The organism is Pseudomonas sp. NPDC089406 (assembly GCF_044900265.1).
Lineage (GTDB): Bacteria > Pseudomonadota > Gammaproteobacteria > Pseudomonadales > Pseudomonadaceae > Aquipseudomonas > Aquipseudomonas fakonensis.
In genome coordinates this window covers 73,825-94,170 of record NZ_JBJDNC010000003.1, presented here as the reverse complement: position 1 = coordinate 94,170, position 20,346 = coordinate 73,825, and the positions used below count along the sequence as shown (strand labels likewise).

Genomic DNA, 20,346 nt, shown 5'->3' with positions numbered 1-20,346 from the left:
ATCTCCTGAAAAGTGACGAGTGAGTTGTGCAGAGCTCAGCCGCGCAGCCAGTTGGCGCAGCGGCGGGTTACCCAAGGCATGATGTAGAACACCACGGGCAGGATGACGAACAGGTTGACGATCAGGTTGCCGGTGATCGGGCCGCCCAACTGAGGGTAGCGGGTGAAGAACGGCGCCAGCAGTTGCGGGATGACCATGGTCATCGGGCAGATCACCAGGTAGGTCAGCAGTGCCTGCTTCCAGCGTGGCGGTTGCGCAGCGGTGGTGCTTGGCGGGGTGAACCAGAATTCCGGGTCGTCGTGCACCTGGGTGTGGTCGCCGTCTTCGAGCAGTGGCAGCACTTGGCTGACCAGCGCCTGGCGTTCGGCGGAGTTGACCCAGGCCTGCAGCAAGCCCGCGTCGGCGAAGCGCACCACGGTGGTGAAATGGCGGCCGCCGTCGTCGGGGCGGATCACGTTGACGTCCAGGTGGCCGGGCTGGTGGCGCGCGGCGCTGACGGTGCGCTTGAGCCAGGTTTCGTACTCGGCCAGGGCCTGGGCGCGGACCTTGTGCTGGATCACCAGCGTCACGACGTTGCGGTTGGCTTGGGTTGCGGTGTTCATCGGCGTTCCTTGGGATGAGCTTGCCCGCATCCACTGTGCAACGGCGGACGGGCTGGGGATTGAATGGGTGTGCTGCGCGGTGGCGGGCACCGACTGGCGGTGCCCGGGCGCTGTCGCTTACTTGGCGGCGGTCAGGGCGTTGTAGCTGGTCATCAGGTTGCGGTAGTCCGGGATGTGGTTGGAGCACAGCGCGGCCAGGCCTTCGATGTCGTTGCGCCAGTCGCGGTGCAGCTCGCAGGCCACGCCGAACCAGGTCATCAGCTGCGCACCGGCGCGGCTCATGCGGTCGTGGGCGGCGTCGCGGGTCATCTCGTTGAAGGTGCCGGAGGCGTCGGTGACCACGAACACCTCGAACTCTTCTTCAAGGGCGGCCAGGGCCGGGAAGGCGACGCACACTTCAGTCACTACGCCGGCGATGATCAGTTGCTTCTTGCCGGTGGCCTTCACTGCCTTGACGAAGTCTTCGTTGTCCCAGGCGTTGATCTGGCCTGGGCGGGCGATGTAAGGGGCGTCCGGGAACAGCTCTTTCAGTTCCGGTACCAGCGGGCCGTTGGGGCCTTGCTCGAAGCTGGTGGTGAGGATGGTCGGCAGGTTGAAGAACTTGGCCAGGTCAGCCAGGGCCAGCACGTTGTTCTTGAAGCGGTCCGGCTCGATGTCGCGGACCAGGGACAGCAAGCCAGCCTGGTGGTCAACCAGCAGTACGGCGGCGTCGTCTTTGTTCAGGCGGTTGTATTTGAAGTTGGTCATGGTTGTTGCTCCTAAGGTTTTGAGTTTGTTCGGTGCGTTGGGTGTTTCGCGTTGATGGGAGAAGATTAAAACCAAGACCTTTGTGGCGGTAGATAGCGAAAATTGGCTTTAGCGTTCCATTTTATGAACGATAGAGTTGCGTTGGATTCTTCGCGGGTAAACCCGCTCCCACAGGTTTGGCGCCGTTGCCGAAACAGGCGCGATCCCTGTGGGAGCGGGTTTACCCGCGAAGAGGCCATGGGCAACAACAAAACATCCGAACTGATTGCCTGCCCCCGCAACCTGCTCTATTACTACGCACCAGCCCTCCCCCTCGCACCGAGACCTCCATGCTGGCCCTCATCCAGTCCTACCCTTTGCTGCTCGGCTTCTTCCTGATCTTCCTCGACCTGCTGCTGTGGCAGCTGATCCCGCTCGAACGCCGGGCCTGGCGTATCGCCTCGCGGCTGGGGATCTTCCTGCTGTTCAGCGCCCTGCTGCTGGCCGCAGGCTTGAGCCCGCTGCAGCCGCCGCCGTGGGCTGACGATGCGGCGCGCAACCTGATGGCCACGGTGCTGTCGATCGCCTGGTGGCTGTTCGGCGCACGCACGGTCACGGTGGTGTTCGGCCTGCTGCTGGTGGCGCGTGGCAGCCATGGCGGGCGCCTGCTGCAGGATGTGATCGGGGCGTTGATCTTCCTCGCCGCGGTGGTGGCGGCCGCGGCCTATGTGATGCAACTGCCGGTCAAGGGCCTGCTGGCCACCTCGGGGGTGATGGCCATCGTCATCGGCCTGGCGCTGCAGAGCACCCTCAGCGACGTGTTCAGCGGCATCGTGCTGAACACCACGCGGCCCTATCAGATTGGCGATTCCATCTCCATCGACGGCACCGAGGGCAAGGTGGTGGACATCGACTGGCGCGCCACCCGGCTGATCACCGGCACCGGCAGCCTGGCGGTGATCCCCAACTCGGTGGCAGCCAAGGCGCGGCTGCTCAACCACAGCCGCCCGGCCGACCGCCATGGCCTGGCGATCAGCGTGGTGGTGCCGGCCAAGGTGCGCCCCAAGCGGGTGTTCGACGCCCTGGAAAAGGCCCTGCAAGGCACCAGCGCCCTGCTCGCCTCACCCGCGCCCAAGGTCACAGTAAAGGCCTCCACGCTGGAGTCGGTGGAGTACGAGGCCAGTGGCTTCGTCGCCGATGCGGCGATCAAGACCGAGGTGCGCAACCAGCTGTTCGACCTGGCCCACCGCCACCTCGAGGCCAGCGGGGTGATGTGGAACGTTGACCTGGCACTGGCCCCACGCAGCCGCCAGCGCGAGCTGCTGGATGAGGTGCGGGTGTTCCGTTCGCTCAGCAGCGAGGAGCGTGATGCGCTGAGCCAGCGCATGACGGCGGTGGAGTACCTGGCCGACCAGGTGATCCTGGAGATCGGCGACAACTCCGACCACCTGCTGGTGATTGGCAGCGGGGTGATCCAGGCCTCGGTGCGCAATGGCGACAAGCTGCTGGAGGCCGGGCGCATGGGGCCGGGCGAGGTGCTGGGGATCGAGGGGCTGGTGGACGATGACGACTCGCAGGCCGAGTTCCGCACCCTGACCAGTTGCCTGTTGTACCGCATCGACAAGCAGCAGGTGCGCAGTTGCCTGGCAGAGCGTGGCGATGTGCAGACGGCGCTGGTGAAACTGCAGCGCTTCCGCCAGCAGAATCGCGAGTCGCTGTTGCTGCAACGGCCGGTCGCCGTGAAGAAGGGTGGGTTCCTGAGCTGGTTGCACAAGTAGCCCGCCAGCAACGCGATCCCCTGTAGGAGCGGCCTTGTGCCGCGAAAGGGGTGCGCAGCGCCCCCACGATCTGCGCATCACGCTGATATCGCCGGGGCTGCTACGCACCCCTTTCGCGACACGAGGCCGCTCCTACAGGGAACGTGTCGGCGCTGATTACAGGACCACGCGCAGGCACTGCCCGGCGTGGTACAGCGAGAACCCCGACTCATAGAACGCCGTACGCAACGACGGCGCGCTCACCGGCTTCATCGGCGAGAACGGCAGCGGCAGGCTGTCCGGTTCATCCTTGAGCAGAAACTCGGCAAACGCCCGGCCGATCACCGTGCCGGTGGTGTTGCCGCGGCCGTTGTAACCGGTCACCGCCACCAGCCCGGGCGCCGGTTCGAACAGGCGCATCAGGTGGTCGGGGGTGAAGTCGATGCAGCCGGTCCAGTGCATCTCCCACTCCACCTTGCCAAGCTCCGGGTAGTAATGGCTCTGGATACGGTCGGCCCAGCTGCGCACGAACCACGCAGGCTTGTTGTCGACCCGGCCCAGGCTGCCCAGCAGCAGGCGGCCCTGGTCGTCGCGGCGGATGCTGCTGAGCACGGTGCGGGTGTCCCATGAGCCCTGGCCATGGGGCAACACCTTGTCGGCTGCTGCGCCGTGCAGCGGCTTGGACGCCACCTGGTAGTAGTAACCCCGGAAGAAGTGCTTTTGCAGGCTGCTCCAGTCGCCTTCGGTGTAGGCGCCGGTGGAGATCACCACCTTGTCGGCACGTACCACGCCGCGGGCGGTCTGCACCTGCCAGGCATCGCCGTCGCGCTGCAGCCCTTCGACGGCGGACTGCTGGAACAGCTTGCCGCCCAGCCGGGTCACCGCCGCGGCCAGGCCCTGGGTGTAACCCATGGGGTTGATGGTGCCGGCGCGGCGGTCGAGCAGCGCGGCAGAAATCTTGTCGGTACCGCAGTATTCCTGGCACTGCGCGCCGGTCAGCAGCTCGACGTCGGCGCCCCGGCGCGACCATTGCTGGTGGCGGGCTTCCAGGTCGGCAATGCCGGTGGCGTTGTGCGCCATGTGCAGGGTGCCCTTGTGCTGCGCCTGGCAGTCGATGCCCAGACGCTGGATCATCGCGAACACCTCGCCCGGGGCTTCGCCGAGCACCTGGTTCAAGCGGCTGCCCTGCTTATGGCCCAGGGTAGCCTCGACGTCATCGGGGCGGATCCAGGTGCCGGCATTGACCAGCCCGACGTTGCGCCCGGAGCCGCCGTGGCCGATCTTCCAGGCCTCCAGCAAAATCACCGACTTGCCCTGTTCGAGCAGGTGGATGGCCGCCGACAGCCCGGTGATGCCACCACCGATCACACAGACATCGGCCTTGTGCTCACCGGCCAGGGCCTGGGCGGCGACGGCCGGTTGGGTGACGTGTTCCCACAGACATTCTTGACGCAGTTCGGACATGGCCCGGCTCCAGCTATTGTTCTTATTGCCTATGGGGCCGCTGCGCGGCCCTTTCGCGACACAAGGCCGCTCCTACAGAAGCGACGCAATTCCCTGTAGGAGCGGCCTTGTGCCGCGAAACGGGGGCAAAGCCCCCGCCTGCGATCATCAGTCGAAAACGATACCCTGCGCCAGCGGCAGTTCACGCGAGTAGTTCACGGTGTTGGTCTGGCGGCGCATGTAGCCTTTCCAGGCATCCGACCCCGACTCACGGCCACCGCCGGTCTCCTTCTCGCCACCGAACGCCCCGCCAATTTCCGCACCGCTGGTGCCGATGTTGACGTTGGCGATGCCGCAGTCGCTGCCCGAGGCGCTCTGGAAGCGCTCGGCCTCACGGATGTCGGTGGTGAAGATGCACGACGACAGGCCTTGCGGCACTTCGTTGTTCAGGCGCAGGGCCTCTTCGAAGTCGTCGTAGGCCAGCACGTAGAGGATCGGCGCGAAGGTCTCGTGGCGCACCACATCGCTTTGCGCCGGCATTTCGGCGATGGCCGGGGTCACGTAGTAGGCGTTGGGGTACTGCTCGGCCAGTTGGCGCTCGCCGCCGAATACCTGGCCGCCTTCGTCACGGGCCTTGGCCAGCGCGCCCTGCATGGCGTCGAACGACAGCTTGTCGATCAGCGGGCCGACCAGGTTGTCCTTGCGCGGGTCACCGATGCGCACCTTGGCATAGGCGGCTTTGACCCGGGCCACCACTTCGTCCTTGATCGAACGGTGCACGATCAGGCGGCGCAGGGTGGTGCAGCGCTGGCCGGCGGTGCCGACGGCGGAGAACAGGATGCCGCGCACGGCCAGGTCGAGGTCGGCGCTGGGGGCCAGGATCATCGCGTTGTTGCCGCCCAGCTCGAGGATGCTGCGGCCAAAACGCGCCGCCACACGTGGGCCCACTTCACGGCCCATGCGGGTGCTGCCGGTGGCGCTGACCAGCGGCACGCGCGGGTCATCGACCAGGGCTTCGCCGGCCTCGCGGCCACCGATCACCAGCTGGCTGAGGCCGGCCGGGGCATCACCGAAGGCCTTCAGGGCCTTTTCGAACAGGGCCTGGCAGGCCAGCGCGGTGAGCGGGGTTTTCTCGGACGGCTTCCATACCACCGAGTTGCCGGCCACCAGGGCCAGGGCGGTGTTCCAGGCCCACACGGCAACCGGGAAGTTGAAGGCGCTGATCACCCCGACAACGCCCAGCGGGTGCCAGCTTTCACGCATGTGGTGGCCCGGGCGCTCGGAGGCGATGGTCAGGCCGTACAACTGGCGCGACAGGCCCACGGCGAAGTCGCAGATGTCGATCATTTCCTGCACTTCGCCCAGGCCTTCCTGGGTGATCTTGCCGGCTTCGATGGACACCAGCTCGCCGAGGTCGGCCTTGTGCTCGCGCAGCACTTCGCCGAACAGGCGCACCAGCTCGCCGCGGCGCGGGGCCGGTACGCTGCGCCAGGCTTCGAAGGCCTGTTGCGCCTGGTCGATGCGGGCAACAGTTTCGGCCTTGCCGAGCAGTTTCACCGAGGCGATCTGGCTGCCGTCGATCGGGGTGTGGACAGGGTAGTCGCCCTGGGTGTGAGCCGCGGCGGCAACGCCAAGACGCTCGAGCAATGCAGCAACCATTGTGCTTCTCCTTTCATCGGTGAAGGGTTGGAAAATGACGTGGGTCAGTATTAATCCGATTACACAGGTGCAACAAACGACCTTTATTCCGCATATCATTCCGCCAGGTAATGATTTGAACCGCAGAGACCGCCATGTCCAAACGCCTGGTACCGTCCATGACCGCGCTGCAGTGCTTCGAGGCTGCAGCGCGCCACTTGAGCTTCACCCGCGCCGCCGAAGAGCTGCACCTGACCCAGAGCGCAGTGAGCAAGCAGGTGGCGCAGCTTGAAGAGATGCTGCGCCATCACCTGTTCCTGCGCATTCGCCGGCGCCTGCAGCTCACTCCCGCAGGCTCGCTGTACCTGGCCGAGGTCAACAAGATCCTCACCCAGGTCGACATGTCGAGCCGCTACGTGCAGACCTACGGCACGCAGACCGAAGTATTGAAAGTAGCCACTCAACCGAGTTTCGGTGTGCGCTGGTTGATTCCGCACCTGAAGGGCTTCGGCAAGCGCCACCCGAACATCCACCTGGATATCCGCAACGAGATGGAGCCGTTCGCCCTGCTGCAGGGCTCGGCCGACGTGGTGTTCTTCTATGGCCAGGGCACCTGGCCGGGGGCGACTTGCGTGGAGTTGTTCGGCGAGGAAGTGCTGCCGGTGTGCGCGCCGGAGCTGTTGCAGGAGCGCAGCCTTTCAGGGGCTGCCGAGGTGGCGGAGCTGGTGTTGCTGCAAAGCACCTCGCGGCCAGAGGCCTGGCACGAGTGGTTCCTCGACCAGGGGTTGCACACCGACAACAGCTACCACGGGCCGCGTTTCGATACGTTCTATATGGCATTGAGTGCGGCGCAGTCGGGCTGTGGGGTGGCATTGGTGCCGCGTTACCTGGTGGCCAAGGAGCTGGCCGAAGGCAGCCTGGTGCTGGCCTGGGACCATGCGATGCGCAGCAGTGGCGCGCATTACCTGGCGTATGCCGAGCATGCGGCGGAGGTGCCGAAGGTGCGGGCGTTGGTGGAGTGGGTGCGCGAGCAGTTGCCCATGTGAGGGCCTCTTCGCGGGTAAACCCGCTCCCACAGGTTATGCGACAGCCCTGTGGGAGCGGGTTTACCCGCGAAATGGCCTTAAAAGGTCGATCATAAAAGGAATGAAACACCCACTTTTTTTCGCTTGTACGGCAACTCCATTCCCAGCTTTCATGTAGTGGTCCGAACCCAACCAGGAAGCTTGCGATGCCCGCCCTCGATTTCGTCAGCCCCGACAGCATCCGCGCGCAGTTCTCTGCCGCCATGTCGCTCATGTACAAACAGGAAGTGCCCCTGTACGGCACGCTGCTTGAGCTGGTGAGCGAGATCAACCAGCAGGTCATGGCCGAGCAGCCCAAGGTGGCCGAGGCCCTGCGCTGGACCGGCGAGGTCGAGCGCCTGGACCAGGAGCGCCACGGCGCCATCCGCGTCGGCACGGCCGAGGAACTGGCCACCATCGCCCGCCTGTTCGCGGTGATGGGCATGCAGCCGGTGGGTTACTACGACTTGAGCTCGGCCGGGGTGCCGGTGCATTCCACGGCCTTTCGCGCGGTGCATGAAAAGGCGCTGCACGTCAGCCCGTTCCGTGTGTTCACCTCGCTGCTGCGCCTGGAACTGATCGACAACCCGCAGTTGCGTGAACTGGCCCAGGGCATTCTGGCCAAGCGGCAGATCTTCACCCCACGGGCACTGGCACTGATCGCCCAATGCGAGCGCGACGGCGGCCTGAATGCGAGCGACGCCGAAACCTTCGTGCAGGAGGCCCTGCACACCTTCCGCTGGCACCAGCAGGCCACGGTCAGCGCCGAGCAGTACCAGCAGTTGCACGACCAGCACCGGCTGATCGCCGACGTGGTGGCGTTCAAGGGCCCGCACATCAACCACCTGACCCCGCGCACCCTGGATATCGACGCCATCCAGCTGGGCATGCCGGGCAAGGGCATCCCGCCCAAGGCTGTGGTCGAGGGGCCACCCACCCGCCGGCATGCCATCCTGCTGCGCCAGACCAGCTTCAAGGCCTTGCAGGAGAAGGTCGCCTTCAGCGACGCGCAAGGCAGCCACACCGCACGCTTTGGCGAGATCGAACAGCGCGGCGCGGCGCTGACGCCCAAGGGCCGCCAGCTGTACGACCGGCTGCTGGATGCCACCCGTGCAGCCCTGGGCGGTGTACCGGCAGAGGCCAATGCAGAGCGCTACAACGCGCTGCTGGCGCAGACCTTCAGCGAGTTCCCGGATGACCTGGCGCAGATGCGCGAGCAGGGCTTGGCGTACTTCCGTTACTTCGCCACCGACAAAGGCCTGGCAGCCCGTGGGCAGCAGGGTCGGCCGAGCACCCTGCAGGGGCTGATCGACGCCGGGCACGTGCATTACGAGGCGTTGGTGTACGAGGACTTCTTGCCGGTGAGTGCGGCGGGGATCTTCCAGTCCAATCTGGGGGATGAGGGGCAGGCGGAGTACGGCAGCAATGCCAACCGCGAGGCGTTCGAGGCGGCGCTGGGGCTCAAGGTACAGGATGAGCTGGCGCTGTATGCGCAGAGCGAGCAACGCTCGTTGCAGGCGTGTGCGCAGGCGTTGGGGCTGGGGAATTTGTAAGAAGCTGACGGCCTCATCGCCGGCAAGCCGGCTCCTACAAGGGTATGCGATCCCCTGTAGGAGCCGGCTTGCCGGCGATAGGGCCCTCAGCCCTTAACGCCCAACCCGGAACCGGTCCACTTCCTGGCGCAGCTGCCCGGCCAAACCTTCCAGCTCACGCGCAGTATTGGCCAGCTCGTTGGCCACATCACGCTGCTCGCTGTTGGCCTGGGCGATGCTTTGCAGGTTGCGGCTGAGCACCGTGGCGGTGCTGCTCTGCTCCTGGGTGGCGGTGCTGATGGCGGTGAACTGCTCGCCGGCGGCGCGGCTCTGCTCATCGATGCGCGCCAGCGCCTCGGCCACCTTGTCGTTGCGCGTCAGGCCTTCCTGCATCAGCTTGTTGCCCTGTTCCAGGGTACTGATGGCGTGGCCGGTCTGCTGCTGGATGCTGGCGATCATGCCAGAGATCTCGTCGGTGGCCTGGCGGGTACGCGCAGCCAGGCCACGCACCTCGTCGGCAACCACGGCAAAGCCGCGGCCCTGCTCGCCGGCACGCGCAGCCTCGATGGCGGCGTTGAGCGCCAGCAGGTTGGTTTGCTCGGCAATCGCGGTGATGGTGCCGACAATACCGCCGATTTCCTGCGAACGGGCACCCAGGGTGTCCATCACCGTGGCGGTGCCACCGAGGGATTCGGCGATCTGCTTGAGCGAGGCCGAGGCTTCGTCCATGGCGCTGCGGCCGATGCGGGTCTGCTGGGCGTTGTCGCGAGCCATGCGCTCGGTACCGGCCATGTTGTCGGCGATGTTCGACGAGGTGGCGCTGAACTCCTCCACCGCACCGGCCATGCTGGTGATCTCGCCGGACTGCTGCTCCATGCCTTCGCAGGCGCCGGAGGACAGGCCCGACAGCGAACGGGCGCGGCTGGCGACTTGCTCGGAGGCGCTGCGGATGTGCTCGACCATGGTCGCCAGGGCATCGCCCATCTTGTTGAAGCTGCGCGCCAGCTGGCCGATTTCGTCGTGGCTGGTGACGTTCAGGCGCGCGTTCAGATCGCCAGCGCCCAGGGCTTCGGCCTGGCGCACCAGGTCGTCCAGCGGGCGCAGCTTGCGGCGCAGCAGCCACAGCGTGGCGGCCACCGCCAACAGCATGGCCAGCAGGCTGCCGATGGCCAGGCGGGTACCAACGCTCCAGGTCACTTCGCGGATTTCTGCCTTGGGCATGCTGGCCACCACGGTCCAGGGGCCTTCGGCGAAGGGTGCGCTGACGCTGAACAGGTCCTGCTCGGCGTTGGCCGGCGGCACCAGCCACTGGCCCTGGTCGTCGCGAATGGCCAGCGAGCCGGTTTCGCCAATGCGGAAGCGCTTGAGGTTGGCGAACTGGGCGTTCTGCGCATCGGTGTAGTCGAAACCGACGAACAACACGGCGATCACCCGGCCGCTGCTGTCACTGACCGGCACGTAGCGGGTCATGTAGTTGCGCTCGAACAACACCGCGCGACCAACGTACATCTGCCCGGCCAGCAGCTTGGCGTAGGCCGGGTGCTGGCGATCGAGCTGGGTGCCGATGGCGCGGCTGCCGTCCTGTTTTTTCAGGTTGGTGCTGATGCGCACGAAGTCATCGCCGCTGCGCACGAACAGCGTGGCGATGCCGGCGGTCATCTGCTGGAATTCGTCGACCACCTGGAAGTCGTTGTTCAAGAGCTTGTCGCCCAGGTACAGCGCCGGGGTGGCAGCGCCGGCCACATTGACCGTTTCCCCTGGGTGCAGGTTGAGGCCAGTGGCGAAACGGCGCTCGAACAGGCCGCTCAGGCGCTGGGTGTTGTCCTTGAGCGAACCGTGGAAGGTGTCGAGCTGGTCGGCCAACAGGCGCGCTTCACTGCCCAGGTGCTGCTGGCGGGTGGCGAGGTTGGCATCGTCCAGCGAACGCAGGGCGAACAGGGTACTGCCGGTGATCACCAGCGCCAGTACGATGGCGAGGGCGACACCCAGCTGCGAGGCGATTCGGGCACGCGGTTGAGACATGAGGAAGCTCCTGGCAAGAGGCCGGGATCGTCCTGATCACGCTGACCGCCCGCTTCTTATGAACGGGTAATCGCGTCCTCTTCCGGGACGCTGGTGCCAGTGGATCGGCGACGTGAATAAATACTTGAGCGTCGGCGCTGGGTATTCGCAAACCTTTGCGCTGTGTGTTGAGCCCTTCGCGGGTAAACCCGCTCCCACAGGCCCGGCGCAGCGCGGTCGGGAGCGGTTTTACCCGCTAACAAGCTGTAACAGCCGGTTACAGTTGCGTCAGAATCTCCACTGCGGGCAAGTCCATTGCCGCCGCTTCGTCCTGCAAGAACAGGCTCAAGCGCCGCAAGCGCTCGCCACCCGGCCGGGTGCGCGGCCACACCAGGTAGTAATCAAGACCACTGGCCACCGCAGTCGGCCACGGCAGGCTCAGACGCCGCTGGGCTACGTCCTCGGCAACCATCAGCAGGTCGCCCATGGAGATGCCATAACCCCGCGCGGCGGCGATCATGCCCAGCTCCAAGGTGTCGAATACCTGCCCACCGCGCAGCGACACCGCTTCGCTCAGCCCCATGCGCGCCAGCCAGGCGCGCCAGTCGCGCTTGTCGGGGGTGGGGTGCAGCAGTTCGATGCCGGCCAGGCGCCGTTCGTCCCAGGGCGCGTCGTCCAACAGGTCCGGCGCGCCCACCGGGATCAGCAACTCGCTGAACAGCCGGCGCACCTCTCAGTCCGCCGGGAACACCCCGTCACTGAGCAGCACCGCGCAGTCGAACGGCTCCTGGTTGAAGTCCACATGGTCGACGTCCATCCAGGCGCTGGTCAGTTGCACCTCGTTGCCCGGCTGCAGGTGACGAAAGCGGCTCAGCCGGGCCAGCAGCCAGCGCATGGTCAGGGTCGAGGGCGCCTTCATGCGCAGGATGTCATCTTCGCCGCGCAAGGTATCGCAGGCCCGCTCCAGCGCGGCGAAGCCGTCACGCACACCGGGCAGTAGCATGCGCGCGGCTTCGGTGAGCTGCAGGCTGCGGCCGTTGCGCACGAACAGGCGGCAGGCGAAGTGCTGCTCCAGCGTGCGGATATGCCGGCTGACCGCGCTCTGGGTGATCGACAGCTCGTCACCGGCGCGGGTGAAGGAACTCAGCCGGGCGGCAGCCTCGAATGCGCGCAGCGCATACAGCGGGGGCAGTTGGCGGGACATGGCGCACCTGTGATGTGGGGCCGTGGCGGCCTTTGGCAGAATCATACCGGCATGAGTCAAACTCATGGCAAGGATCGCTTTTATCCTTTTGTGCAAAGTTGACCCAGGCCTCAGAATCGACCCCTCGCCCACACCCGGAACAAGGACCACCCCATGCATGTCGCGCCCACCACCGAACTCAAGGCTCTGCTGCGCCTGGCCGGGCCGCTGATCGCCTCGCAGCTGGCGCACATGCTGATGGTGCTCACCGACACCCTGATGATGGCCCGCATCAGCCCCCAGGCCCTGGCCGGCGGCGGCCTGGGGGCGGCGAGCTATTCGTTCGTGTCGATTTTCTGCTTAGGCATCATTGCCGCAGTGGGCACCCTGGTGGCGATCCGCAAGGGCGCCAACGACACCGAGGGCGCTACCCGCCTGGCACAAAACGGCCTGTGGCTGGCCTGGGGCCTGGCCCTGGCGGCGGCACTGGTGCTGTGGAACCTCAAACCTGCGCTGCTGCTGTTCGGCCAGCAGCCGGACAACGTCGAGGCGGCCATGCAGTTCCTCACCCTGCTGCCGCTGGCCCTGCCCGGCTACCTGACGTTCATGGCCCTGCGCGGCTTTACCAGCGCCCTGGGGCGCTCGACCCCGGTGATGGTCCTCAGCCTGGTGGGCACGGTACTCAACTACCTGTTCAACCACGCGCTGATCGAGGGCATGTTCGGCCTGCCCAAGCTCGGGCTGATGGGTATCGGCCTGGTGACCGCGCTGGTGTCGCTGGGCATGGCGGTGTCGCTGGCGCTGTATATCCGCTGGCACAAGGCCTATGCCGACTACCCGCTGCGCAAGGGCCTGTCGCGGCCCTCGCTGCCGGCGCTGCGTGAGCTGTGGCGGCTGGGGCTGCCGATTGGCGGCACCTACATGGTCGAGGTCGGCCTGTTCGCCTTCGCCGCGCTGTGCATGGGCGTGCTGGGCAGCACCGAACTTGCGGCGCACCAGATCGCCCTGCAGATCGTCTCCACCGCGTTCATGGTGCCGACCGGGCTTTCGTATGCGGTGACCATGCGTGTGGGCCTTTACTACGGCGCCGGCAACCTGCTGGCGGCACGCAGCGCCGGGCGCGTGGGGATCAGCTTTGGCGCGGTGCTGATGCTGGTGTTCGCCGGGTTGTTCCTGGTACTGCCGGACAACCTGGTGGGCCTGCTGGTGAACCGCGACGACCCGGCCTTTGCGGCGATCTTCCAGCTGGCGGTGCAACTGGTGATGGTGGCGGCGTGGTTCGAGCTGTTCGACGGCGTGCAGACCATCGCCATGGGCTCGATTCGCGGGCTCAAGGATGCGCGCACCACCTTCCTGATCGGTGCGGTGTGCTATTGGCTGGTGGGCGCGCCAGCGGCCTGGCTGTTCGCCTTTACCCTGGGGGGCGGGGCTCCGGGGATCTGGTGGGGGCTGGCCTTGGGGCTGGCCTGTGCTTCGGTGGCGCTGACCTTTGCCTTCGAATGGCGGATGAAGCGGATGATTGGCCGCGCGCAAGCAATGAAAACCGCCGCCGCGTAAACCTTGTAGGAGCGGCCTTGTGTCGCGAAAGGGGTGCGCAGCGCCCCCAATGATCTGCGCATCAAGCTGATATCGCCGGGGCTGCTGCGCAGCCCTTTCCGACCGGTCCGGCGCCCCGGCAAGGCCGCTCCTACAGGCTCTCTACCAGGCGGGGCTTTGCGGCTTGCAGCAGGTACTCGATCAACTCGGCCACCGGCAGCGGGCGGCTGACCAGAAAGCCCTGCACCTGGTCGCAACCAAACCCGCGCAACAGCGCCATCTGCTCGTCGCTCTCGACCCCTTCGGCGACCACTTCGAGGTTGAGGTTGTGGGCCAGGTTGATCATCGCGTGCACCAGCTTGCGGTTCTCTTCACGCTGCTCCATGCCGCCGACAAAGCTGCGGTCGACCTTGAGCAGGGTGATCGGCAGGCTGTTCAGGTGCACGAACGAGGAGAACCCGGTACCGAAGTCATCCAGCGAAAAACGCACGCCCAGGCGGCCCAGGGCGTCCATGGTCTGGCGTACCAGCTCGTTGCGGCGCATCACCGCGGTTTCGGTCAGCTCGAACTCCAGCCAGCGCGCATCCACGCCGTGCTCGACGATCAGGCGGCTCAGGGTGGCCAGCAGCTGGCTGTCCTGAAACTGCCGAAAGCTCAGGTTCACCGCCATGTGCAGCGGCGCCAGGCCGCTTTCGCGCAGGGCCTGCATGGCTTTCAAGGCGCGTGCGATCACCCAGTAGCCCAGCGGCACGATCAGCCCGCTCTGCTCGGCCAGCGGCACGAACTCGCTGGGCGGTAGCAGGCCGCGTTCGGGGTGGTTCCAGCGCACCAGGGCTTCGAGGCCGACGATGCGGCCATCGGCCAGGTTCAAACGTGGCTGGTAATGCAGCTCCAGCTCGTCGCGGCGCAAGGCGCGGCGCAGTTCGCTTTCCAGGTCGGCGAGGCTGCGCGCATTGCGGTTGATGCGCTCGTTGAACACATGGAAGGTGCAGCCCTGGCTGCCCTTGGCCTGGCGCATGGCGATGTGCGCATGCCACATCAACGGGTCGGCGCCGGCCTGGGCGCGGGCGTGGGCCAGGCCCAGGCTGCAGCCCAGCAGCAGGCTCTCGCCGTCGATCCAGTAGGCTTCGGCCAGAGCCTCGACGATGCGTTCGGCCAGCCACTCGGCGCGGTTGGCGTCGCGGCGGGTGTCGATCAGCAGGGCGAACTCGTCGCTGCCCAGGCGCGCCAGCTGGTCGCCGGCCTCCAGCTGCTTCTGCAGCCGTGCCACCACCTGCAGGATCAGGCGGTCGCCGCCCTGGTGGCCGAGGGCGTCGTTGACGTGGCGGAAGTTGTCCAGGTCCAGGTGCCCGAGGGCCACGCCGCGGCCGTCGTTCTCGGCCAGGCGTGCGGTCAGCAGGGCCTGGAAGCCCTGGCGGTTGGCGATGCCGGTGAGTGGGTCCTGCTCGGCCAGGCGCTGCAGGGTGGCCACCAGCACGCCGCGTTCGCGCACGTGGCGCAGCGAGCGGCGCAGGGTGTCGCTGGTCAGTTGTGCCAGCACCAGCCAGTCGCTGACCCCCACCGGGGCACTGGCCGGTTCCTGCTCCAGCAACAGGATGGTCGGCAGCTCGCAGCGCCCGGGCGCCGGCTGCAAGGCCGGGGTTGCCAACACCACGGCCTGGCGGTCATTGGCGAACAGGCTGTCGACCGCCGCCCAGTCCGGCGCGGTCAACAGCACCGCACTGCCCGCCAGCGGCTGCAAACACTCGCGCAGGCGCGCGGCCCACTCGGGCTCATCGGCCAACAGCAGCAAACGCAGGGGTTCGGCGGGCGTGGACAAGCGGGCTCCTTAGGCGTGGGCGGTGTATCGGCGGGCGCGGGCTATCCTACCGCAACAAATGAAAATGATTTTCACTTTTAGTCACTAACCTTCCGTGGCGGCTACCCGACGCATTTTGACGTGCATCCTGCTCGAAAGCGGCGCAGGCAGCAAACGGGATTTCGGCGATTTGCACGGACATTGCCCGCAAGCCGTGGCAATCGGGCAAAAACGTTGACTCTCGCGTCAGACGGTCACGCCACAAACCCCTCATGCCTGCTAGAATGCGCGGCTATTTTCTGGCGACCCCCGGTTTCTAGCATGTCCCGACTCAACCCCCGGCAACAGGAAGCCCGTGACTACGTCGGCGGCCCTCTTTTGGTGCTCGCTGGTGCAGGCTCCGGCAAGACCAGCGTGATCACGCGCAAGATTGCCCACCTGATCCAGAACTGCGGCATCCGTGCCCAGTACATCGTCGCGATGACCTTCACCAACAAGGCCGCGCGCGAAATGAAGGAACGGGTCGCCACCCTGCTGCGCCCGGGCGAGGGCCGGGGCCTGACGGTGTGCACCTTCCACAACCTGGGGTTGAACATCATCCGCAAGGAGCACGAGCGCCTGGGCTACAAGCCAGGCTTCTCGATCTTCGACGAGTCCGACATCAAGGCGTTGCTGTCGGACATCATGCAGAAGGAATACTCCGGCGACGACGGCATCGACGAGATCAAGAACATGATCGGTGCCTGGAAAAACGACCTGATCCTGCCGCCCGAGGCGCTGGAAAAAGCACGCAACCCGCGCGAGCAGACCGCCGCCATCGTCTACACCCACTACCAGCGCACGCTCAAGGCGTTCAACGCGGTGGACTTCGACGACCTGATCCTGCAGCCGGTCAAACTGTTCCAGGAACACCCCGACGTGCTGGAGCGCTGGCAGAACCGCGTGCGCTACCTGCTGGTGGACGAATACCAGGACACCAACGCCAGCCAGTACCTGCTGGTGAAGATGCTGATCGGCATGCGCAACCAGTTCACCGTGGTGGGCGACGACGACCAGTCGATCTACGCCTGGCGCGGCGCGCGGCCGGAGAACCTGATGCTGCTCAAGGAGGACTACCCCTCCCTGAAGATCGTCATGCTGGAGCAGAACTACCGCTCCACCAGCCGCATTCTGCGCTGCGCCAACGTGCTGATCGCCAACAACCCGCATGCCTTCGAAAAGCAGCTGTGGAGCGAGATGGGCGTGGGCGACGAGATCCGCGTGATCCGTTGCAAGAACGAGGAAGCCGAGGCCGAGCGCGTGGCCATGGAAATCCTCACCCTGCACCTGCGCACCAACCGCCCGTACAGCGACTTCGCCATCCTCTACCGGGGCAACTACCAGGCCAAGCTGATCGAACTGAAGCTGCAGCACCACCAGGTGCCGTACCGCCTCTCCGGCGGCAACAGCTTCTTCGGCCGCCAGGAAGTAAAGGACCTGATGGCCTACCTGCGCCTGCTGGTGAACCCGGACGACGACAACGCCTACCTGCGGGTAATCAACGTGCCGCGCCGGGAAATCGGCTCGACCACCCTGGAAAAGCTCGGCAACTACTCCACCGAGCGCGGCATCTCGATGTACGCCGCCAGCGACGAGATGGGCCTGGGCGAACACCTGGATGCCCGCTACACCGAGCGCCTGCAACGCTTCAAGCACTGGCTGGACGGGGTGCGCCACAAGGTGGCGCTGGAAGACCCGATCGCCGCGCTGCACGAGATGATCCGCGACATCGACTACGAAAACTGGATTCGCCAGCAGACCGCCAGCGACAAGGCGGCCGAGTTCCGTATCAGCAACGTCTGGTTCCTGGTCGAAGCACTGAAGAACACCCTCGAGAAGGACGAAGAGGGTGAGATGACCATCGAGGATGCCATCGGCAAGCTGGTGCTGCGCGACATGCTCGAGCGCCAGCAGGAAGAGGAAGAGAACGCCGAGGGCGTGCAGATGATGACCCTGCATGCCTCCAAGGGCCTGGAATTCCCTTACGTGTTCATCATGGGCATGGAGGAGGAGATCCTTCCCCACCGCTCGAGCATCGAGGCCGACACCATCGAAGAGGAACGCCGCCTGGCCTACGTGGGCATCACCCGCGCGCGCCAGACCCTGGCCTTCACCTTTGCCGCCAAGCGCAAGCAGTACGGTGAAATCATCGACTGCACGCCAAGCCGCTTCCTCGACGAGCTGCCGCCGGACGACCTGGCCTGGGAAGGCCTGGACGATGCGCCCGTGGAAGTGAAAGCCGCCCGGGGCAACAACGCCCTGGCCGATATTCGGGCAATGCTCAAACGCTGATCAACCCTTACTCTTAACGTTGCCGCTTTGATGCGGCCACCTTTGTTACATCGGAGATACACAGTGGAAGCACTGCAGCAGAAAATTCGCGAAGAAGGCATCGTGCTTTCCGATCAGGTTCTGAAAGTCGATGCGTTTCTCAACCACCAGATCGACCCTGCGCTGATGCAGCTGATCGGTGACGAATTCGCCCGCCTGTTCGCCGACTCCGGTGTGACCAAGATCGTCACCATCGAAGCCTCGGGGATTGCCCCGGCGGTGATGGCGGGCCTGAAGCTGGGCGTGCCGGTGATCTTCGCGCGCAAGCACCAGTCGCTGACCCTGACCGAAAACCTGCTGACCGCCAAGGTGTATTCCTTCACCAAGCAGACCGAAAACACCGTGGCCATTTCGCCGCGCCACCTCAACAGCAGCGACCGCGTGCTGGTGATCGACGACTTCCTGGCCAACGGCAAGGCGTCCCAGGCGCTGATCTCGATCATCAAGCAAGCCGGCGCCACCGTGGCGGGCCTGGGTATCGTCATCGAGAAATCGTTCCAGGGCGGCCGCGCCGAGCTGGACAGCCAGGGTTACCGCGTTGAGTCGCTGGCCCGGGTCAAGTCGCTGGAAGGTGGTGTGGTTACCTTCATCGAGTAAGGCCGCACAGCGAGCCTGTGGGAGCGGGTTCACCCGCGAATGCGATGGTGGGTTCAACATTGCATTCGCGGGTAAACCCGCTCCCACAGGGATCGCATAAGCTTCAAGCCTACGTTGTACCTGTAGGAGCCGGCTTGCCGGCGATGAGGCCGGTTCAGCCAGCACAAGACAGTTGCTCCCACGTGTCGGTTACTGGGTCGCCTGCAACCCCGCCAGCAACAACCGCTGGTACAGCTCCTCCTTCAGCCCCTTCGGGCGGTCCAACTGCATGCGCACCAGGTGCGCCTCATACCCTTCAGGCCCAGGCGCCTCCAGTGCCGCCTTGCCCAGCTCCAGCACCTCGCTCAGCTTGAACTTGCTCTTGAGCCAGTTCAGCGCCCGCAGCAGGTCGCGCTCCTCGCCGGTGAAATCACTGCCCAGCGGGTACTCCGGGAACAGCCGCGCATGCTGCATGCGGACCGCCTCCAGGCGCTCGGGGGTGTTGTCGCGGTAGCGCTCTTGCAGTTCGAAATCCTTCGCCAGCTTGCCCGCTGCCTTGGCTTGCGCCATCAGCTCACCCTGAAAACGTGAATCACTGATCGCCAGCAGCCGCGTAATGCATGCGCTGTCGGTCTGCCCGCGCAGGTCGGCGATGCCGTATTCGGTGATGACGATGTCGCGCAAATGTCGCGGGATGGTGCAGTGGCCGTAGGCCCAGTACAGGTTGGACGTCACCTCCCCACCCGCTTCGCGCCAGCTGCGCAGCAGCAGGATCGACCTCGCCCCGTCCAGGGCATGGCCCTGGGCGACGAAGTTGTACTGCCCGCCCACGCCGCTGAGCACGCGGCCGTCTTCCAACTGGTCGGCAACCCCGGCGCCAAGCAGGGTCATGCCGAATACCGTGTTGACGAAGCGCGCATCGCGGCGCTGGCGGCGTTTCAGTTCTTCCTGCCCGTACAGCTCGTTGATGAAGCTGATGCGGGTCATGGCGAACTGTGCCCGCTGCGCCAGCGGCATGTCGCGCAGCCGCTGGTAGAACGCCTGCGGGCCGAGGAAGAAACCGCCGTGCACCAGCACGCCCTGCTCGTCTGCCGGGCGCCGCACCACGCCGGCCTCGGCCAGGGCCAGCAGGCCGTTGACGAACATCTCGCTGCAGCCGTACAGGCCTTGGGCGAAGGCATCCAGGCCCCCTTCCCGCTCGATCAGCGCCTGCCACGGGGCGCAATCCAGCTCGGCGAGCAGCGCCCGGTAACCCTCGTTGTCGCCCTGGCGCGCCAGTAACGCGGCTGCCACCGCGTCGCCCATGGCACCGATGCCGATCTGCAAGGTGCCGCCGTCGCGCACCAGGGTGCTGGCGTGCAAGCCGATGCAGTGGTCCTGGGTGGACACCGGCATGTTTGGGGTGCTGAACAGGCGGCGCTGCTCGGGGCTGTCGATCAACAGGTCGAAAGCGTCGATGGCCAGCTCCGAATCACCCGGCATGTAGGGCAGCTCGCTGTGTACCTGGCCGAGCAGCAGGATGGTTTCGCCGGCGGCACGGCGCTTTTCGATCATCGGCAGCAGGTCGAGGGTGATGTCGGGGTTGCAGGCCAGGCTCAGGTGGCCGGGGCGCTCGGGCGTGGCGGCGACCAGCTGGGCCACCAGGTTCAGGCCCTTGGCGTTGATGTCGCGGGCGGCATGGCTGTAGTTGCTGCTGACGTAGCCCTGCTGCGCGGCGTCGCTGTGCAGCAGGCTGCCGGGCTGCATGAAGAACTGCTCGACGCGGATGTTGGCAGGCAGCCGGTCGGCGCGTAGGTCGGCGAGGTAGGTGAGTTCTTCATAGTCGGCGAACACGCGCTCGACGAAGGGCTCGAGGAAGCGCCGTTGCAGGCCGTCACCCAACGGTGGGCGGCCGAGGGACAGGGCGGTGTAAATGGTCAGGCGGCGCTCGGGCAGCTCGCGGATGCGTGCGTACAGCGCGTTGACGAAGGCATTGGGTTTGCCCAGGCCCAGGGGCAGGCCCATGTGGATATGCGCCGGCAGGCGCTGCAGGGCCTGCTCGACGGCTAGGTCGATGGAGCAGAGGTGCATGCGGGGGCCTCCTGAGTCGTCCTTGGGTTCAGGGGTTGGACAGGGGCGGC

Annotated in this window: 13 protein-coding genes and 1 pseudogene; 6 read left to right on the top strand and 8 right to left on the bottom strand. The window is 65.8% G+C overall.

Annotation, left to right across the window (positions count from 1 at the left end):
* Window positions 1-35: 35 nt before the first annotated feature.
* Together ACI2KK_RS03010 and ycaC are read right to left on the bottom strand one after the other, a co-directional pair.
* Entirely contained in the window at window positions 36-602 is a 567-nt protein-coding gene (locus tag ACI2KK_RS03010) for an antibiotic biosynthesis monooxygenase (RefSeq protein ID WP_404667815.1), read from the bottom strand.
* Between the two features lie 117 nt (window positions 603-719).
* On the bottom strand, window positions 720-1,349 hold the full coding sequence (gene ycaC, locus ACI2KK_RS03005; protein WP_217887042.1) for an isochorismate family cysteine hydrolase YcaC: 630 nt from the start codon (window positions 1,347-1,349) through the stop codon (window positions 720-722).
* Window positions 1,350-1,678: 329 nt separating this feature from the next.
* Between ycaC and ACI2KK_RS03000 the strand changes: the two genes are divergently transcribed.
* Window positions 1,679-3,106 carry a mechanosensitive ion channel domain-containing protein gene (locus ACI2KK_RS03000; RefSeq protein ID WP_404667814.1) on the top strand — a complete coding sequence of 476 codons (1,428 nt, stop codon included), beginning with the start codon at window positions 1,679-1,681 and terminating at the stop codon, window positions 3,104-3,106.
* Window positions 3,107-3,262: 156 nt separating this feature from the next.
* On the opposite strand, the gene ACI2KK_RS02995 is transcribed toward ACI2KK_RS03000, so the two are convergent.
* Both ACI2KK_RS02995 and ACI2KK_RS02990 read right to left on the bottom strand, forming a co-directional pair.
* Window positions 3,263-4,549, bottom strand: coding sequence for an FAD-binding oxidoreductase (locus tag ACI2KK_RS02995; RefSeq protein WP_217840940.1), 1,287 nt, complete (start codon window positions 4,547-4,549; stop codon window positions 3,263-3,265).
* A 147-nt stretch (window positions 4,550-4,696) separates the two neighbouring features.
* On the bottom strand, window positions 4,697-6,187 hold the full coding sequence (locus tag ACI2KK_RS02990; RefSeq protein WP_404667813.1) for an aldehyde dehydrogenase family protein: 1,491 nt from the start codon (window positions 6,185-6,187) through the stop codon (window positions 4,697-4,699).
* Between the two features lie 134 nt (window positions 6,188-6,321).
* Here ACI2KK_RS02990 and ACI2KK_RS02985 point away from each other — a divergent pair, with 134 nt between their 5' ends.
* Both ACI2KK_RS02985 and ACI2KK_RS02980 read left to right on the top strand, forming a co-directional pair.
* Window positions 6,322-7,212, top strand: a complete 891-nt coding sequence (locus ACI2KK_RS02985) for a LysR family transcriptional regulator (RefSeq protein ID WP_404667812.1) — start codon at window positions 6,322-6,324, stop codon at window positions 7,210-7,212.
* Window positions 7,213-7,397: 185 nt separating this feature from the next.
* Window positions 7,398-8,783 carry a VOC family protein gene (locus tag ACI2KK_RS02980; protein WP_404667811.1) on the top strand — a complete coding sequence of 462 codons (1,386 nt, stop codon included), beginning with the start codon at window positions 7,398-7,400 and terminating at the stop codon, window positions 8,781-8,783.
* Between the two features lie 93 nt (window positions 8,784-8,876).
* Here the strand turns inward: ACI2KK_RS02980 and ACI2KK_RS02975 are convergent, their stop codons facing one another.
* Both ACI2KK_RS02975 and ACI2KK_RS02970 read right to left on the bottom strand, forming a co-directional pair.
* On the bottom strand, window positions 8,877-10,784 hold the full coding sequence (locus ACI2KK_RS02975; protein ID WP_404667810.1) for a methyl-accepting chemotaxis protein: 1,908 nt from the start codon (window positions 10,782-10,784) through the stop codon (window positions 8,877-8,879).
* Between the two features lie 256 nt (window positions 10,785-11,040).
* Window positions 11,041-11,967 (bottom strand): annotated as a pseudogene (locus tag ACI2KK_RS02970) (LysR substrate-binding domain-containing protein).
* A 153-nt stretch (window positions 11,968-12,120) separates the two neighbouring features.
* Between ACI2KK_RS02970 and ACI2KK_RS02965 the strand changes: the two are divergent.
* Entirely contained in the window at window positions 12,121-13,503 is a 1,383-nt protein-coding gene (locus tag ACI2KK_RS02965; protein WP_404667809.1) for a NorM family multidrug efflux MATE transporter, read from the top strand.
* Window positions 13,504-13,633: 130 nt separating this feature from the next.
* On the opposite strand, the gene ACI2KK_RS02960 is transcribed toward ACI2KK_RS02965, so the two are convergent.
* On the bottom strand, window positions 13,634-15,301 hold the full coding sequence (locus tag ACI2KK_RS02960) for a putative bifunctional diguanylate cyclase/phosphodiesterase (protein ID WP_404667808.1): 1,668 nt from the start codon (window positions 15,299-15,301) through the stop codon (window positions 13,634-13,636).
* Window positions 15,302-15,601: 300 nt separating this feature from the next.
* Between ACI2KK_RS02960 and rep the strand changes: the two genes are divergently transcribed.
* On the top strand, window positions 15,602-17,611 hold the full coding sequence (gene rep, locus ACI2KK_RS02955) for a DNA helicase Rep (RefSeq protein WP_217887034.1): 2,010 nt from the start codon (window positions 15,602-15,604) through the stop codon (window positions 17,609-17,611).
* Window positions 17,612-17,674: 63 nt separating this feature from the next.
* Window positions 17,675-18,247 (top strand): xanthine phosphoribosyltransferase, encoded by a 573-nt coding sequence (locus tag ACI2KK_RS02950; RefSeq protein ID WP_217840949.1) that lies wholly within the window; start codon window positions 17,675-17,677, stop codon window positions 18,245-18,247.
* Window positions 18,248-18,436: 189 nt separating this feature from the next.
* Here the strand turns inward: ACI2KK_RS02950 and ACI2KK_RS02945 are convergent, their stop codons facing one another.
* Entirely contained in the window at window positions 18,437-20,296 is a 1,860-nt protein-coding gene (locus tag ACI2KK_RS02945) for an acetyl-CoA hydrolase/transferase C-terminal domain-containing protein (RefSeq protein WP_404667807.1), read from the bottom strand.
* Between the last annotated feature and the right edge of the window lie 50 nt (window positions 20,297-20,346).